16 protein-coding genes are annotated in these 15,788 nt (G+C 67.3%); 7 read left to right on the top strand and 9 right to left on the bottom strand.

Annotated elements, in window-relative coordinates:
* Together J3A75_RS26840 and J3A75_RS26835 are read left to right on the top strand one after the other, a co-directional pair.
* Positions 1 to 807 carry an IclR family transcriptional regulator gene (locus J3A75_RS26840; protein ID WP_245337775.1) on the top strand — a complete coding sequence of 269 codons (807 nt, stop codon included), beginning with the start codon at positions 1 to 3 and terminating at the stop codon, positions 805 to 807.
* 16 nt (positions 808 to 823) lie between these two features.
* Complete coding sequence (locus J3A75_RS26835; RefSeq protein ID WP_043074378.1) at positions 824 to 2,002, top strand: CaiB/BaiF CoA transferase family protein; 1,179 nt, start codon at positions 824 to 826, stop codon at positions 2,000 to 2,002.
* A 526-nt stretch (positions 2,003 to 2,528) separates the two neighbouring features.
* Here J3A75_RS26835 and J3A75_RS26830 read toward each other — a convergent pair.
* The 5 genes from J3A75_RS26830 to J3A75_RS26810 are packed head-to-tail and all read right to left on the bottom strand — an operon-like array spanning position 2,529 to position 9,418.
* The gene (locus J3A75_RS26830; RefSeq protein WP_052516912.1) at positions 2,529 to 5,201 is read right to left on the bottom strand and encodes a hypothetical protein; all 2,673 of its coding nucleotides are present in this window, start codon (positions 5,199 to 5,201) and stop codon (positions 2,529 to 2,531) included.
* Positions 5,171 to 6,016 (bottom strand): hypothetical protein, encoded by an 846-nt coding sequence (locus J3A75_RS26825; RefSeq protein ID WP_043074377.1) that lies wholly within the window; start codon positions 6,014 to 6,016, stop codon positions 5,171 to 5,173. The genes J3A75_RS26830 and J3A75_RS26825 overlap by 31 nt, the downstream gene beginning before the upstream one ends.
* Entirely contained in the window at positions 6,013 to 7,044 is a 1,032-nt protein-coding gene (locus J3A75_RS26820; RefSeq protein WP_043074376.1) for a TRAFAC clade GTPase domain-containing protein, read from the bottom strand. The genes J3A75_RS26825 and J3A75_RS26820 overlap by 4 nt, the downstream gene beginning before the upstream one ends.
* Positions 7,041 to 8,066, bottom strand: coding sequence for a GTPase-associated system all-helical protein GASH (locus J3A75_RS26815; protein WP_043074375.1), 1,026 nt, complete (start codon positions 8,064 to 8,066; stop codon positions 7,041 to 7,043). The genes J3A75_RS26820 and J3A75_RS26815 overlap by 4 nt, the downstream gene beginning before the upstream one ends.
* A complete protein-coding gene (locus J3A75_RS26810) occupies positions 8,066 to 9,418 on the bottom strand; it encodes a metallophosphoesterase (protein ID WP_043074374.1) in 1,353 nt (450 codons plus the stop codon). Before J3A75_RS26810 ends, J3A75_RS26815 begins: the two co-directional genes overlap by 1 nt.
* A 476-nt stretch (positions 9,419 to 9,894) precedes the next feature.
* Here J3A75_RS26810 and J3A75_RS26805 point away from each other — a divergent pair.
* A protein-coding gene (locus J3A75_RS26805; RefSeq protein WP_209650825.1) for an IS5 family transposase occupies positions 9,895 to 10,648 on the top strand; the annotation gives its coding sequence in 2 pieces (ribosomal slippage) (positions 9,895 to 10,226 and positions 10,225 to 10,648; 756 coding nt in all).
* A 250-nt stretch (positions 10,649 to 10,898) separates the two neighbouring features.
* Here J3A75_RS26805 and J3A75_RS26800 read toward each other — a convergent pair.
* Genes J3A75_RS26800 through J3A75_RS26785 form a run of 4 tightly spaced genes read right to left on the bottom strand, consistent with a single transcriptional unit; the run spans position 10,899 to position 13,870 of the window.
* The gene (locus J3A75_RS26800; protein ID WP_143739239.1) at positions 10,899 to 11,219 is read right to left on the bottom strand and encodes a hypothetical protein; all 321 of its coding nucleotides are present in this window, start codon (positions 11,217 to 11,219) and stop codon (positions 10,899 to 10,901) included.
* 5 nt (positions 11,220 to 11,224) lie between these two features.
* Positions 11,225 to 11,587, bottom strand: coding sequence for a hypothetical protein (locus J3A75_RS26795; RefSeq protein WP_059409618.1), 363 nt, complete (start codon positions 11,585 to 11,587; stop codon positions 11,225 to 11,227).
* Complete coding sequence (locus tag J3A75_RS26790; RefSeq protein WP_245337776.1) at positions 11,559 to 12,146, bottom strand: hypothetical protein; 588 nt, start codon at positions 12,144 to 12,146, stop codon at positions 11,559 to 11,561. The genes J3A75_RS26795 and J3A75_RS26790 overlap by 29 nt, the downstream gene beginning before the upstream one ends.
* Before the next feature lie 23 nt (positions 12,147 to 12,169).
* Positions 12,170 to 13,870 (bottom strand): AAA family ATPase, encoded by a 1,701-nt coding sequence (locus J3A75_RS26785; RefSeq protein ID WP_059409620.1) that lies wholly within the window; start codon positions 13,868 to 13,870, stop codon positions 12,170 to 12,172.
* An 815-nt stretch (positions 13,871 to 14,685) separates the two neighbouring features.
* Here J3A75_RS26785 and J3A75_RS26780 point away from each other — a divergent pair.
* Genes J3A75_RS26780 through J3A75_RS26765 form a run of 4 tightly spaced genes read left to right on the top strand, consistent with a single transcriptional unit; the run spans position 14,686 to position 15,765 of the window.
* On the top strand, positions 14,686 to 14,949 hold the full coding sequence (locus J3A75_RS26780; protein ID WP_043074371.1) for a hypothetical protein: 264 nt from the start codon (positions 14,686 to 14,688) through the stop codon (positions 14,947 to 14,949).
* Positions 14,946 to 15,353 carry a hypothetical protein gene (locus J3A75_RS26775; protein ID WP_043074370.1) on the top strand — a complete coding sequence of 136 codons (408 nt, stop codon included), beginning with the start codon at positions 14,946 to 14,948 and terminating at the stop codon, positions 15,351 to 15,353. The genes J3A75_RS26780 and J3A75_RS26775 overlap by 4 nt, the downstream gene beginning before the upstream one ends.
* Entirely contained in the window at positions 15,350 to 15,556 is a 207-nt protein-coding gene (locus J3A75_RS26770) for a hypothetical protein (RefSeq protein ID WP_043074369.1), read from the top strand. Before J3A75_RS26775 ends, J3A75_RS26770 begins: the two co-directional genes overlap by 4 nt.
* Entirely contained in the window at positions 15,553 to 15,765 is a 213-nt protein-coding gene (locus tag J3A75_RS26765) for a hypothetical protein (protein ID WP_043074368.1), read from the top strand. The genes J3A75_RS26770 and J3A75_RS26765 overlap by 4 nt, the downstream gene beginning before the upstream one ends.
* Positions 15,766 to 15,788: the final 23 nt, after the last annotated feature.

Raw genomic sequence — 15,788 nt, 5'->3', positions numbered from 1 at the left:
ATGGCCGAGCTGACGACCGAGGCCGAGCCCGAGGAGGGCGGTCCGAAGGAGGACCGGCACTTCGTCACGGCGCTCGCCCGGGGTTTGGCCGTGCTCGCCTGTTTCGGCCGCGGACGGCGGATGCTCGCCAACCACGACATCGCCGAAGCCTGCGGTCTGCCGCGCTCCACCGTGTCGCGGCTGACCTATACGCTGACCAAGCTCGGCTACCTGCAATTCGTCGAGGAATCCGGGAAATACGCGCTGGGCGCCCAGACCATCGCGCTGGGCTCCATGGCGCTCGGCGGGCTCGATGTCCGCCACATCGCGCGGCCGGCGCTACGAGCCGTGGCCCAGGCCGCGAACGCCTCGGTCGGCCTCGGCGTGCGCGACCGGCTGAGCATGCGCTACGTCGATTGCCAGCGCGGCCCGGCCGCGATTTCGCTCAACCTCGATATCGGCTCGCGCATTTCGCTGGCCCGCTCCGCCATGGGCCGGGCCTATATCGCCGTCTGCTCGGACCGGGAGCGCGCCGCGCTCTACGAGGAACTGAAGGCCTACGATCCGCTCGCGTGGCCTGCCCTGCGCACCGGGCTGGACCGGGCGGTGGAGGAGCACCGGGAGATCGGCTGCTGCACCTCCTTCGGCGAGTGGCAGACCACCGTATCGGCCATCGCGGTCGGCTTCCATCCGGGCGGTGGGCTTCCGCCGATGTCGATTAATTGCGGCGCCCCCACCGTCATCACCGACGGCCGCTTCCTGATGGAGGTGGCCCGGCCCAAGCTCATCGAGGCCGTGCGCGGTCTCGAGGGCGTGATGGGCACCTGAGACAACGAGGATCCCGATGCTGTTCGATCCCGACGACCTGCCGCTCGCCGGCATCCGCGTGCTGGACCTTTCGCGCGTGCTCGCAGGCCCCTGGTGCGCCCAGGTGCTGGGCGATCTCGGCGCCGACGTGATCAAGGTCGAGCATCCCGAGCGCGGCGACGACACCCGCGATTGGGGGCTGCGGACGGGGCCGAGCAACACCTCGTATTTCGACAGCGTGAACCGCAACAAGCGGTCCATCGGGATCGACCTCACTGATCCGGAAGGGTTGGCGCGGGTCCGGGAACTCGCTCGCCAGAGCGACGTGGTGGTGCAGAACTTCAAGACCGGGGGCGCCGACCGGCTCGGCCTCGGCTACGCGGCGCTCTCCGCCGAGAACCCGCGCCTGATCTACTGCTCGGTCTCAGGTTACGCCTCGGACGGGCCCGAGGCGACGCGGCCGGGCTACGACCTCGTGATCCAGGGCGAAGCGGGGCTGATGGCTCTGAACGGCGAGGTCGGGCAACCGCCCCTCAAGTTAGGCCTCGCGGCGGTCGATCTGTTTACCGGCCAATACGCGGCGCAGGCCGTGCTGGCCGCCCTCTTCCAGCGCGAGCGCACCGGACGTGGGCGCCTCGTCGAGTTGGCCCTATTCGATTGCGGCGTAGCCCTGACGTCCTACTACGGGCTGGAGGCGATGGCGCAGGGCTACGATCCCGTCCGCTACGGCAACGCGCACCCCTCCATCGTCCCCTACGGCGTCTTCCAAGCCGGAGACGGGCCGATCATCCTGACGGTGGGGAACAACGGTCAGTATCGACGCCTCTGCGAGCAGGTGTTGGAGCGTCCCGACCTCTCCACCGATCCCCGCTTTGTCACCAACCTTGACCGCTCGCGGAATCGCGCCGACTTCGTCCCGGTGCTTCAGGCGGAACTGGCCAAGTGGACGCGCGTCGAACTGCTCGTGCGCCTCTCGGCCGTCGGCATTCCCTGCGGCGAGGTGCTGGGGCTCCGTGAAGCGCTGATCTCGGATCGCGCTAGGACGGCGGGCCTAATGATCCCCCCGGGCGACGAGAGGCAGGCTGGCGGCCGCGCCCACGTCTTCGCCCCGCCCTACCGCTTTGACGGCGCCCGTTTGCCCGTTCGCAGACCACCGCCGCCCCTCGATGACGGGCGTGCCGAGATCCTGACCTTACTCTCGACCAATCCGGCATGAAGCACCGCCCATTCCGTAGCTCGTGGGTGATCGCCATCCGGGTTGACGCCGTAGCGCTTGGCCACCGCTCTCACGCGCTCTCGACTGGGCTGTAAGGCGCGACGGACGGCCTGTATCTCTGAGGTGCCCGTCGGCGCGAAGTCAGCGAGGTCATGTCCGCTTTGCAGATGGGAAGAGCCAGCTGCGCACGGCAGCAACGGGCGCATTGCAGAACGGCCGCTTCCGGGCGACGGTCCATCACCGCAGTTGACCCTTAGCGGTCGTTGGCAGGGTCCGCTGTTAGGCGTGTTGGTTTACAGATGACCCAGACGACGTGACACAACGTCCCGACGTCGGAGCGCTGCTGTGCGGCGGGCAAATTGATCGGATAGCGAAGCTGCGACTCTAATCTAATCTGAATCACGGCATGTGCAATTCCTGGCACTTCGCCTTAAAAATAACGGTTTAGACCGATCTATACTTGCAATAATAAACAAAAGTAAAATTATCTGTGATTAACTAAGCGTAGCGGCTTCCAGATAATATTCTATTCGCTTTCAGATTTAACATGATAATCAATTTCTGCTAGTTCACTACTGATCATAAATTTGCAGTCATCAGTAAGTTTTGCGGTTTCATGCGTGAGTCGTTTGAGATATTTCTTCCCGTTTTTCTGTTGGCCGATCCGCCGTAGGATTTTTGATACCTCTCCCGTGCGACACGCAGTTAATGCAAGGTCAGAGGGGGGCCAGGAGGACGACATGAATGCGTCCACCAGTTCGTGACGGGCCGCCTTGCATCGGTCCCAATCGAAGAACGGGATAAACTTGAAGAGGTCAGGGACGTCGTCGTACCTCGCGAGCTCGCGGTGGACCGATGGAAATGCCGCGACGATCATCGGGGAGATCGGTCGATCACGGGACCTGAGCAGGACCGGCAAGAGATGTCCCGAGGCCGAAAGGAGCGCCCTGGGCGCGACCTTTTCTGCGTCGAGCATGAGTGCGGCACAGGCTTCCACCGCGGCAGCGTCAAGGTCGAGGCTCGGGCGTTGGACCAGCGTCCGGGCGATGTCTTCCATGGCCCAGGCCGCCCGGAGGCGGGCCGGCTGCGTCGCTCTCCCCAGGGCGACCATGTTGCGGCTCGCGGTCACGCCGTCCAGGTCCCTGCCCAGGCCCATTCGCGCGAACCATGCGCCGTCCAGGCCGTCTCCCACGGCGCTGAGCAACGACGCGATGAGATCGATCTCGTCGCCGTCGAAGCGATCCCTTAGGAAACGATGCAGGGCATGCCCCGCTAGCTTGAGCCTGGCCTCGCCCCGAAGGTCCTTCAGCACGCGCGGCAGGACCCTGGCGAACGTCTTCACCGTCAGCGCGTCGCCGGACATGGCGCGAAGCAGTAGCTTCGGTGCCTTGCTCTCCATGACGCTGAGGGCATGCGCGCCGACGCGCTTGTCTCGAAGCATGGCGGCGAACTGCCAGTCGTCCGCGCGACCAAGGAGGTCGAGCAGCATCGCCGTCGCCGATTCCCGATCCAGAAGCTTGGCGTCGAGCTCGTAAAGCCAGCGTGCGTCCTCAGCGCCGGGAACAAGCGTCCGGGCGATCATCTCGTCGCGCCGTGGCGTCTGTGGCAGCGTCACCAGCGTCGATTGAACATCCTCTTTGGTGCCTGCGGACAGCGCCCTGTCCAGGACGAGGCCGGAAAGTTGCGCCCCCGCGAAGTCGTTCGCTTGTCCGAGGTGGCGCAACTCTGAGGCGAGCCGAGAAACATCGAGGCGTCGGATCAATGGTTCGGCAGCCGGAAGATGCCAATCATCGATCAACCGCGGGAGAAGGCTCGGACCGACGGCATCTAGGGTCTCGTCGTCCAGCGCAGGGAGGATTTGGCCGAGCCGCTCGACGAGAGGGCGGTCGTCTGCGACGTGTCCGGCCAGCGCATCACCTTGAGCCAAGAGCCTCCCCAGCACGGCCGGGGCGGCCTCGCGCAAGGCGCGCTCCGCACGGTCCGTAAAGTTGCTGCCCAGACCTGCGGCGATGCGGGGCACGAGCTCGGTGAGGACTTTGCGGGGGTCGTCCTGCGACAGGAGCGAGACCGCCCCCTCCGGCGCGCGTTCGGCGAGCCTCTCGACCGCGTCCGCGACGGCCGCACGCCCCGCCGGCATGGACCGTCCCTGCAATTTCCGGGAGATGGCGCCCAGAAAGCCCCAAGCGTCGTCGTCCGCGAAGGTCGTGGACGCGCGGTTCGTTGCCTCCACCAGCGACGGTTCGATAGCCTTAATCGCGAGGGAGTCGCGGACCTTGCCGGAATTGACGATGTCCAGCAGGCCGAGGGCGGCCGTCGGCGTGTAATGGATCTTGGTGACCAGTTCGTCCCACAGCAACGCGATCCGCAGGGCCGCCGCGTCGTCCTGGCCGGCGTCGTTCCCGCCCACCAACCCGCTCTCGGGGATGGTCAGGAGGCGCGGGTGGGGCTGGTCGAAGACCCGGGCTACGATCGCGCCCGTCCAACGGTGCCGGCCGTCCTGCACTAAGCGGCCATCCACCCGGCGCCCGTTCCAGTCGGCGAACCTCGACCGTGCGTCCTTCGGGGCGAAGACGAGGTCGAAGTCGCGGCCTCCAACCTTGCGCGGGGACCGCGCGAATGTCGACACGGCGAACCGTCGCCTCAGGGAGGGCCAGAGCGCAGTGAGCAGGCGCGTCGCGACGAGCTCGGGTTCCAGCGCGTCCAGCATGACGACGGGCCGTGCGTCCTCCAGGAACAGCGCTTCCAAGAGCTCGCTGCCGTTGAACGGCGGCGCCGGCGGCAGCGGCTTAATTTCCGTGTCCCAAACGACGACTTGTGTGGCGTCCCGGGCGTCGGGAAGCCTGTCCAGCCGCAACTGGTCGAAATAGGCGGACAGACCTTCGGCCCGGACCCATTCGTCCATAGGAATTACGAGGCTCAAGGTTCGGACACATCCCGCCCGCGCGACCGTCAGGTCCTGCCAGGTCCGCGCAAGCACGAAGCGCTTGCCCCCCGGCAGCGGATACGCCGTCAGGTATGGATCGAACCGCTCCCGCGGCCGCAAGGGTCCCGCGACGTCGGACAGTTGGTTGACCACCGACTGTTCCGCCTTCGGAAGGGGCATGGACGTCGCGAGGAGCTGGTGCCCCTGCTGATACCCATGGACTTGGCGCTCGACGGCTGACACGATCAGACGCCGACGGCCCACGCGATGGGCCACGTCAGGTCGAGATCCCGACGCCAGGTCCCTCCGTCGTCCTCGGCCGCCACCCACCCACGGCCGTCGAGGCCGTTCTCCTGGACGTCGTCGCGGCAGGACTCGTCCGCCTTGAGGTCGCCGCCCACCACGCTGAGGCCGAAGACTCGGATGTCTAGGCCCTCAATGTCGTCGAGCCGTCCCGCGAACAGGGGGTACTCGCGCCCGAGCCATGCCTTCGGCCCAAGCTTGAATGTCTCGGGGTCCACCAAGTCCCACGCGCTCACCACGACCGAGACGCGCGGGCGCTGCCCGCCATGACGCGGGGCGAGCGTCGCCTCAAGGAAGCGCACCAGCTCGCACAGCATGACCTGGGTGGGCAGTCCGCGGTCGTCGTCGTTGCCGAGCTTGCCGAGCATCCTCTTCGACGTGACCCAATCCAGCGGGCGGACGGCCAACTCCGACTGCACCCGGACGAACAGCAGGGCACCGCTGGCCGACCGCATCTCCTCCATGAGCTCGGCCGACACCTCGCCCTGTGCGGCAGCACTGAGCCAGAGCTCCCCCGAGATGTCCGGGATGACGATGTTCGTCTCCTCTCCGCCCTTCACGGTCGCGACGGCGACCTCGAAGTCGCGCCGGTCGTCCGCGTGTTCCGAGCGCGGCGCGAAGCTGCCGGAGTTCAGGTGGTCGGTGACGTCAAGGACGAAGCGGATGTCCTCGGGCTGTCGGGCGGCGTGGAGGCGTCCGCCTCCGGCGTCCAGGGCCGGCCAGACGCGCCCGACGTAGTTGGTCTTCCCGGAGTCGGGCCCCCCGAGCAGGACGATCGAGTTGCTCATCGCCGCCCCCTGTACCCGATGTAGGAGCGCACGCCCACGACCGGCTCGGAGGTCGGCCAGACGTCGACAGGCGGCAGGTCGCTGGCCGTGGTGGCCGCAATCAGCCGATCCAGCCCGAAGCCCGGCCTCGCCCTTTCGTCGTCTTCGGAGAACGGAGCGACCGGCACGATCGTCGCCGTCATGTGGCGCTTCGCGAGCTCCGCCTCCAGTCGGGTGATCACCGAGGGGGATGGTTCGCCGGCGTCGCGATGCGTGACGACGAGCACCAGTCTCGGTATCGGTCCGTCGAACAGCGCACCGAGCCGACCCGCGAGTTGGCCGACCCGCGAGATGATCCCCTGTCGACGCTCCTTGTTCTCCAGGGCGCGTCCGTCCAGCACTACCCAGATCGCCTCCGCTGCCTTCATGAACTCGAAGCGGTCGGTGCGGGAGGTGGCGACGAGGTCCGTCGTCCATTCGCCCGGGAGGTCCGGCAACGCGAGATCGACACGCCGGCCGTCGGAATCGCGGACCAGTCGCAGGTGGAGGAAACCGGGCCGCCTATCGTCCGCCATCTCGGTATGGACGGTCATCTGCTCGGGCGGGTTGCCCTCGTCCCAGTCGCGCGCTCCCCGTGCGATCTCTTCAAAGGCCATGAGGCTCTTGCTGTCGGTAAAACTCCAACCGGCGAGCTGGGCGTTCGCGACGAGGAGGTACAGGCTTACCAGGCACGCGGTCTTGCCCGATTCCGGGTCGCCCAGAATCCCGACCACCGTCACATAGCGCGAGCCCATGATCGCGGACACCGCGTCCGGCCCGAGCGTCCGGCTCGACGGGAACGACGCCGTCCCCTCCGGCCGTTCGAGCACGGGAGCCCCGATGTTCGACAGGCTTTCCGATGCGGACGGGTCGGTGGCTACGCCCGCTTCGACGGCTCCAGGTGCTGGACGTCGGCCGAGGCGATGCTCACAGGTCGCCGGATCCTTCTCCAGCGCGCAGGCACCGGTCTCCCCGACCGTGCAGCCCTCGAAAGTGCACGCATCGCTCACAGCTTAACGAGCCCACGGCACATGTGACAAAGGCCGGCCTCAAGCAGGGCCTGCGCCGCCCACTCAGACGCCTTCCGCTTCCGCTCCGCCCCCGCTACCTCGGTTTGCCCGGTGGCGAGGGCGTTGAGCAGCGGGAACACTGAAGGATGGTGAGCGGCAGGGCCGGCGTCAAACGACGCGACGAGCTTGGTCCGGTCATCGCCAATGATCTTCGTCAAGTCCTTGAGGTCGAGCTCCGGGTCCTTGTCGACGGAGCGGAGCACCAGCTCGTAGTGCAGGTCAGCCGGCAGCCGGCGGAGATGCACCGCTGCCTCGATCGCCAGCGCGACGAGGCGCAAGGGTTCGTCCATCGCGCTCGCCGCGCGATTGAGGAGCCGGCTTCGGTTCAATTGCACCCACCAGAGGAAGTCGATCTCCTCTCGGTCGAGCGCGGCGTTGCGCCGGAGAGCCTCGATCGTCGCGGCGGCCGCCTTCTTGAAGTTCGTGGTGGGCTTGGCGCCTTCCGCGATTGTCACGTTGAGTTCGCCTAAGTCAGGGACGTTAATGCGTTCCCGAGCTTTCTCGGCGGACGCCTGGCTGCGTTCCCGCGCCTCAGTGAGTACCTCGCGGCGCAGCTTCTCACGCTTCTCTTCCGCGAGCTGCGGCTGGAACGAAAGGGCCGCCCAAAGGGCGTTCGAGAAGACGTCAGCGGTGGTCCAGCCGTGAATGCCCGGGGTGCCGCGAAGGATCGAAAGGACCGCCATGCCCGCGCAGATGCCTACGTCGAGCGGCTTCTCCTCGTACAGGTACGCGGAAGCGTGCTTTTGTAGCGTCCCCTGCACCTCTGTGCCGAGATCCTGGTGTGGCCTGCCGTCCCCACCCAGCGCGTCCGCAACCATCCCGGCCTTGGCCAGGATTGCGCCCGAGTCGTTGACCTTGATCCAGGCAGCGGACAGCTCGCCGATGGTTGCCCGACGTGCGTCGACGTCCTCGTTCGACGGCGTGAGCGTCGAGATCCTCATGTGCACCGGAAGGTTGTCCATCACGCGTCCTTCTTCTCTCGTTCACCTATGAGCCTGTCGATCATCGCGACCGTTTCGGGAAGCTTGCCCTGGCGGACGAGCCAGTCGAACAGCCTGCGTTCCAGGCCCTGGGTCATCCGCTCGTCCGATTCCCTCGGCAGGGCTTCGAGGTCGACGAGTATGCGTAGCCGCTCGCTCTCGTAGAGATCGCGGAAGAACCGCAACAGGGCGAGTTCGTAGCCTTCGGCGTCCGGCGGCATCGGCACTGTCTCCCCCGAGCCGGTCTCCGCCTGTTTGGTGGGTACCAGCTCGACAACCGGCTCGCCCTCGACGCCGTCGCCGTCGGGTTGCGCGGGAGCCGCCGGGACCGGGCCTTGCTTCCTGAAGTTCGGAGAGCCTAGCGTGAAGCGCGGGTCGCTGCCCCCGAGCCGCTTGTTGTCGGCCTCGAAACACGTCCGTTCGGGGCTCCAGGCACGGGGATGCATCGTGACGACTAGGCTGTCCGTGCCCTCGTCCCAATCGAACTCGATGACGTTGTAGGTGTGAGTGTAGGTCTCGTCCGACCGGAAGGGGACCGCGGCACCGGACGCGAGCATCATGACGTCGCAGCCGTCCTCAACGCTGTCGATGCCCACCTTCGGGTCGTGTTCGTGACCGGTGATGAAGACGCGCGCGCGGCTGCGCACGTAGCGCCGGAAGTCCTCGGCGTCCTTGTACCAATGCAGCGGATGGTGCGCGAGGACCACATTCTCCTCGCCGTCGTTCCGCGGGATCGAGAACTGGCGTTGGCCGATAACCAGCTCCGGGGGGTCGTCGCGCTCCTTGCCATGGCAGAGAAGCGACGAGTTCAGCCGCACGATCCTGATCCAGCGGTCCGGCCCCACCTCGAAGCGAAGGTCCGTCGCGTACTTCGCCTCCTCGTCGAGTCCGCAATCGTATCCGATGCTAAACCGGCTGTAGTTCTCGAAGCGGGCGAAAAGCGTTGCGCGGTCGTTCGCGTTAGACATGACCTCCTCGTATTCCGCCGCGCCTCCCGCTCTGATGAAGTCCAGGAGCTGACGCCCGCCTCTGGAGAGCTTGTCGCGGTCGACGTCGTGGTTCCCCGGGATCATCCGGACTCGATGGCTCGGGCAACCAATCGCTCCGGCAAGGCTATCGAGCCACTTGCCTGCCTGGGCATATTCCTCTGCCTTGCCGGCGTATGCGATGTCGCCCGTGACGAGGATGCCGTGTGCGGACCGTGACGGCAGGGCCGTCACGACCGCCGCCGCGTCGGCGACGAGCTCCCTCTTCACGTCGTCGTGGATGTGGACGATGTGGTCGCGCTCCTGTCCAAAGTGGATGTCGGAGACGTGGACGAAGACTACCGGCATCAATCCCTCGATCCGCACTCGGCCTGGTTGCAACGGCCTTAGCGCACCGAGTGAGTAATTTCACTCGCGAGCGGGTATAACTAGACCGTCATAGCGTGAGCGAAGACCGCGTCGAGCGCCGATGTCGGCTCGCCGGCACGCTCTTCTGACCTCGTGCCTGTACCGCTTGCCTGCTCACGCCCGCTGTCGGGTAGGCACCTGGCGTCCGCTCCTGGCGCAAAGGAGAAGATCTACTTTGTCTAAACCTGCCAACTGAGGGCTGGTTAAGCGGTTTACTCCTACGTCTCGGCTTTGAAGCGCTGTGCCATGCGCTTGCGCACCGGCTAGGAACTCGACGATCAGACGAAGGTCTCGCGCCTCATTTTGGCCATCGCGTTCCTGACGATTCGCCGCGAAGCTGAGTAATCTAGCGTCCGGACCCATAACGGTGGCGCGGACGGCTCGGGTGTGATTCACGGCTCCGGCGGGAGGGGCCGATGGACCATTTCTGGCTGACGGACGAGCAGTTCGCGAAGATCGCACCGCTTCTTCCAAACGACACACGGGGCAAGGAGCGCGTGGACGACAGGCGCGTGATCAGCGGCATCGTCCACGTGCTGAAATCTGGAGGGCGCTGGACGGACGCGCCACGCGATCTCTACGGGCCGAAGAAGACCCTCTACAATCGCTTCGTGCGCTGGGCGGCCAAGGGGGTCTGGGTCGAGCTGTTCGAGACGCTGGCCCGAGCTGGCGGGCCGCCCTCTCAGGTGCTGATCGACTCCACCGCCGTGAAGGCCCACCGCTGCGCCGCAGGGGGCAAGGGGGGAGCAGAGCCAAGCCATCGGTCGCTCGCGGGGCGGGCGCACGACCAAGATCCACGCCCTCACCGACCGCTTCTGCCGTCCGCTCGCGTTCCTGCTGACCGGTGGACAGGCCGCCGACTGCAAGGCAGGCGCGCTGCTGCTCGAACGCTTGCCCGCCTGCCGCATCGTGCTGGCGGACAAGGGCTACGACAGCGACGCCATTCGGCGGCAGATCGAGGCGGCTGGGGCCGCACCCAACATCCCGCCCAAGATCAACCGCCGCTGGAAGCCGTGCTTCTCCCCCGTGCTCTATCGCGGGCGCAACGCCATCGAGCGCATGTTCGGCCGCCTCAAGGACTTCCGCCGCATCGCCACCCGCTACGACCGTTTGGCGACCAACTATCTCGCCGCCGTCTGCCTCGCCGCCACCGTCAGCTACTGGTTATGAGTCCGGACGGTAGGACGTTGATCGATAACCGGTGCGGCGGTCACGGCGTTCTAGCGATCATGGATTATTATGACGCGTCCTCGATGCCGGTCGTGAAGCCCGCCTGACCCCGTGTAACGCAAATCCTGAAATATGCCGGATGCTATAACCGGGTGCTAAAGCGCGTCCAGATAGCAGTAATCCGGGAAGTATAGCCTAGGGTATGCGCAGGGCGCACAGGTGGCGCACACCGTACGCACACGGGCGCACGTCAGCCCGCGGGGCACATGCCGGGCCGGGGAACGCGCCGGAACAGGACGCCGAAGCGCGCCATGTCGCCGTTCGAAAGGACCTCCAGGTCGAGCGGGTACGCCCCCCCGTGGTCGGTCACGGAGTTCGTGAAGCAGGTCGCCCTGAGCTTGCCCTGGACGAGCCGCGCGTCGTGGCAATCCATGCCGTCGATGCCGATGTCGCGCGGGCCAGGGCCGACGAAGATCGGCCCGTAGCCCTCCCCTCCGACCGGGCAGAACATTCCGGGTGCGGGGAGCGGGCCAGAGGAGGCGATGGCGGCGGCGAGGGCGAGGATACGCATGATAGTCACTCCACTTGAGGGGCTAGGCACCAGGCGGTGCCGTCCGGTTCGAGCCAGACGGCGGCCGCGCTGCTGATGGGGGTGCCATCTGCGAGCCGGAATCCCGGCTGGCTGAGGCGGTAGCAGAAGCGGACGGCGCCGCCCGGCCGGGGAACGCCGACGAGGGGGAGGCCCCGAGCCACCGCGTGGACGTCCCGGGCGCCGGTCCGCAGGCAGCGCAGGCGGGCCGCCTCGGAGGCCCGGAGCGTCACGCCGACCAGGGCGACGGACTGGGCGTGCCCGACGACTCGGCCGGCGACGCGGATGCTCCAGAGCCGACGGGTCAGGTTGCGGTAGGCCTCAACGCCGCTTGCGATCGGCGTGGGCATCGCACAGCGTCCGGATCCACCCACCGGTCCGGATGGACCCAGGCGCGCCGCAGACCTCGCAGACCGCCCCGGACACCCATTCCGCGGTCGCGATCGTCTCCAGCATGCTCTGGGGCGTGCTACCCCGGACGTACCAGCGCAGGGTCCCGAACTTCTCCTTGACCTGGCATGTCCGGTGGCCTTCCGGAACGCCGCCCTCCAAGATCGACTCTGCCGCGGCGGCGAGCAGCCAGTGCCATCCCGAGCCCGTTTCCAGGGTCTCGGTGAACACCGCGGGGTAGTCCGCGTGCAGCTGAAGGTAGCTCTCGGCCGGGACCTCGCGCGGCTGCTGGCTGCCCTGCCAGCGCAGGGCCATCATGCGGCTGACGAGCTCGGCGACATGGGCCCTGTCCGGGGCCCCTGCGTGGCCAGTGCGGGGCCGCGACAGCCGGGGGATGTCCCACCGGACGCGGGGGCCGGCCCCGGTCGTGTCGATCGCGGCGACGGTGATTCCGGCGGCGCCTTCGCCCAGGGCCTGCGTAAGGTATCCCATCGCCTCGGCGTGGATCGCGGTGTTCATGACGGTCTCCATCGCTGAGGGGGTCACTGCCGGGGGCCGGCTTCGCGGGCATCGAGGACGGCCTCGACGAGGCGGCGCAGGGCGCGCAGGCTGCCGCCATTGGCCCAGTTCGCTTCGAGGGCCTCCCATTCCCACCACTCGAACGGCGGCACCCATTGCTCGTCGAGGCCGCGGTCGAGGCGGACATCCGTGAGGATCGAGGCCGCCAGCGGGCGCAGGTGCTCAGGCTCCGGGTCTGGCATCCGCAGGATGAGGCAGCGATCGAGAAGCGGGCGCGGGACAGTATCTAACGTATTCGCCGTGAGGATCCATTGGATGTGTGAGATATTCACGTCAGCCTGTAGGTAGATGTCCTTGTATCGGGCGGCGGTCTCTACGCCGATTTGATTGATCAGGGCATCGGCCGCGTTGCCGTTCTGTCGAGACGTAGCCATCTTGTCGACTTCGTCCATTACAATGAGAGGGTTCGCGATCCCGGTCCGGATCAGCTCGCGCACGGGGGCGCTGAACCCTCCGCTCGACCAGCCCCGCGCCACCCCCGAGACGGTCATGGCGTCCATGGATCCGCCCATCGAGTAGAGCGACGGATCGAGGCGCAGGACCTGGCCGTAGCGGCGGGCGAGGCGCGTCTTCCCGGACCCGGGCTCCCCGACGAGGAGCACGGGCGGATTCTTGACGGCATCCTGGCCAGCCAGGGGCCGGAGCAGCCGGTCGATGATTGCGTGCCCGTGGGGACAGTCCGCCACGAGCTCGGCCCTGGCAGCCGCCAGGTCCTCCGGCGGCATGGCCAAGATGAGCTCCCGGTTAATGATCGACACGGCTTGCTTGATGGGATCGTTCTCGTTCTTGCCGACCTTCTGGACATGGCTGACATCGCCGACCAGGATCACCTTCCGAGGGTTGCGCGCGTCCCCATCGCCCGCGTACGTCTGCCCATCCTCGGGCGCCTTGGGCTCGGGCTCGGCGTTCCGGGCGACCTCGGCGCGGTCCTCCTGGACCAGCTGCGCGAGCACCGACAGGTCGTCGACCGGAGCTTCCGGCGGGGCCGGGGGCTCGTCGAGCACGTCCTGGACGAGGCCGAGGACGTGGACGAATCCACGGACGAGAGGGCCGCTCGACTCGATCTGCACGTGGCGGGATTCGGGAAGGTAGACGCCCGTGTCCACGTCGTCCTCGTCGAACCGGTCGAGCGCCGCGGCGGTGGCCAGGTAGTCGATCGCGGACCGGGCGAGCCCCCATGTGATGACGTCGACGTAGCCGCTGATGGGTCTGTGGCCGAAATGCTCGACGCACAGCATCGCGCAGCGGCGGTTCGCCTCCGCGCTGCCGATCGCCGCGAGCCAGATCGCGCACCGGTCGTGCAGGTCCTCCAGCAGGCGCATCGTCTCCGACAGCACTCTGGGGCCGCTCTTGTCGCTGTCCCACATGGACATCACGGCGCCGATCTCGTCCTGGAGCCACCGGATCGCCCCGGTCGTAGGCTTGCCCAGCACGCCCTGGATCCCCAGCGCGACCTTCGGCGGCATCTTGTGGGGGCTGTCGTCCTCGTTGAGCGGCCCGAGGACGGCTCGGGCGTCGGCGTAGACGTCGCCGCCGACCATTTCGGCCCCGGACAGGACCTCCAGCGTCGAGGGGATCGTTCCCTCGGACGGCCAGCGCCCCTTCTCGAACAGCTCGCGGTGCTTGCGCACGGCTTCTCGCGCGCGGGGATGGGACTCGGACATGGGGGATGCTCACTGAAACGGGGACGCGCGGTCGCCGAGCGGAAAGCTCAGGCGGCGGAGGGGGCGCGTTTCGGTTTCAGGAGCGTGCTCATGGGGAGGATTCTGCCCGAGGAGGAATCCGCCCGCAACGGGCGGCTGTAGTCTTGGTTGAGAAATCCCTGGGCGATGGGTGGCTGTTACTTTTGGGTGATCAGACCCGGGGTTCGTCACCCAAAAGTAACAGGCGTCCCAATACAAAGGAGGACCCGGTTTCCCGAGGCTTCCCTTGGTATAGCCGCCTGTTCGGCGGGACTGGTGTAGGCCTTGCCGCCGCATACGCGGTGGAGGGCGTGTAATCCTCGCGACGATGCGAGGCCGGACGTTTCCCGCATGGGCCGGGATAATCCGGGTGTCATCCCCTCCGGAGAGAGGAACGGGTCTCAGGGTCGCCCCGAGCAAGAGGGGGGCAGCCAGGTTAATCCTCGACGGGCGAGGGGTTGTGCACGACCCGAACATGGACCGCCCTGGCGGGCTTGGCGAGCAGGCCAGCGTCCGGGCGTGTCGGAACAGCATGTTCTGTGGCCGTTCTGCCTCTGTGCGAATCCGCGGGGAGTGGGAACCTGTGTGCGGCCCGCGGCGACGAGCCGGGATCACTCAGGTCCCGGACGGTCAGAGGGGCACGTCACTCCTTCTCTAGCCGTGTGGGAGGGGCATCAGCACCGGGGGATGCCGGTGAGGGTTTTGACGGTCCCCGCAGTGTCGTCCGGCAGCGACCGCCGCATTGAAGGCCATGACCGGGGCGCTCCGGTCATGGCCGACCATTCGAGGCAAGCCCCATGAAAATCGAGCAGGTCGCTGAGCTAGCGCACAAGGTCGCCGCTCTGTCCCAGGCCGAGCGGGATTTCTTCGACGGGATGCTTGCCGACGAGCTGGCGGCCGCTGCCGACGCGGAGCGGGTCGCCAAGCTGCGGGGGATGCCCGACGTCGACGCCGTCCAGTCCGCCATCGCCTGGGCGTCGGAGACCGTCGATCTCGACGCCATCCCGGGGCGGATGCTCCAGGGGCTGAAGGACGCCGGATTCGAGAGGCGCGAGCGATGACCATCGAGCCCACTGAGTTCGACCTGGTCGCCCTGGCGCGCCGGGGCCTGCAGGCGCTGCTCGACCAAGCGTTCTCGGAGATCCAGTACGCCCGCAAGTACGCGACTGTCGACGTCGCCACGCGGGCGCCAACGCCCGAGTCGGCCGAGGCGATGAAGGCGGCCTTCGAGGCGCACCGGGTCGCCAAGGAGCGGCTGGATCGCTTCGAGCTGCTGCACCCGGATCCGAAGTGGCTGTGGGAGGCCGCGATCGTCTACCGCGACGACCGTCCCGACGTTGTGCTGACCCGGCCCGGCGGGGTCACGCAGGACGAGGCGATCGCCGTCTATCAGGCGAACGCCGGCGTGATCGATCGGTCCGAGGGCGTGGTCGGCACGTTCCGGGTCCGGGCGCCCAAGACATGAGCCGCCCAGCCGCCACGGCGCCGGCCGCGATCCGCGAGGCTGTCTCCCGCTACCTGCCGGGCGAGCCCGTCGAGCCGGCGTTCGCCCGCATGTTGGCCGCCTACGCGCGCTGCGAGCGGGGCTGCCTCGATCGGATCGAGGGCAACCCCGAGTGCCGGGATCTCTGCAGGCGGGCGGCCCGGGCGATGAGGAGGCAGGGATGACGATCCTCGAAGCGATGAAGGCCATGCGGAATGGCGCGACCACGCGGTGCCCGGAGTGCTGCACGGGGACGCTCTACCAGATCGTCGCCGGCAGCCTCATCGAGATCGTGCCGGGGTCGGACGCCTGGCACCGCGCCGGAGACATCATCGACGACCCGACGCTCGGGCAGGCCTGGGTCGAGAGCGACAGCTGGGAGATCGTGCAGTGACCCGCCCCGCCCCCTCGGCCGCC

Source organism: Methylobacterium sp. PvP105 (assembly GCF_017876975.1).
GTDB classification, from domain to species: Bacteria; Pseudomonadota; Alphaproteobacteria; order Rhizobiales; family Beijerinckiaceae; genus Methylobacterium; species Methylobacterium radiotolerans.
This window is presented reverse-complemented; position numbering and strand designations above follow the sequence as displayed.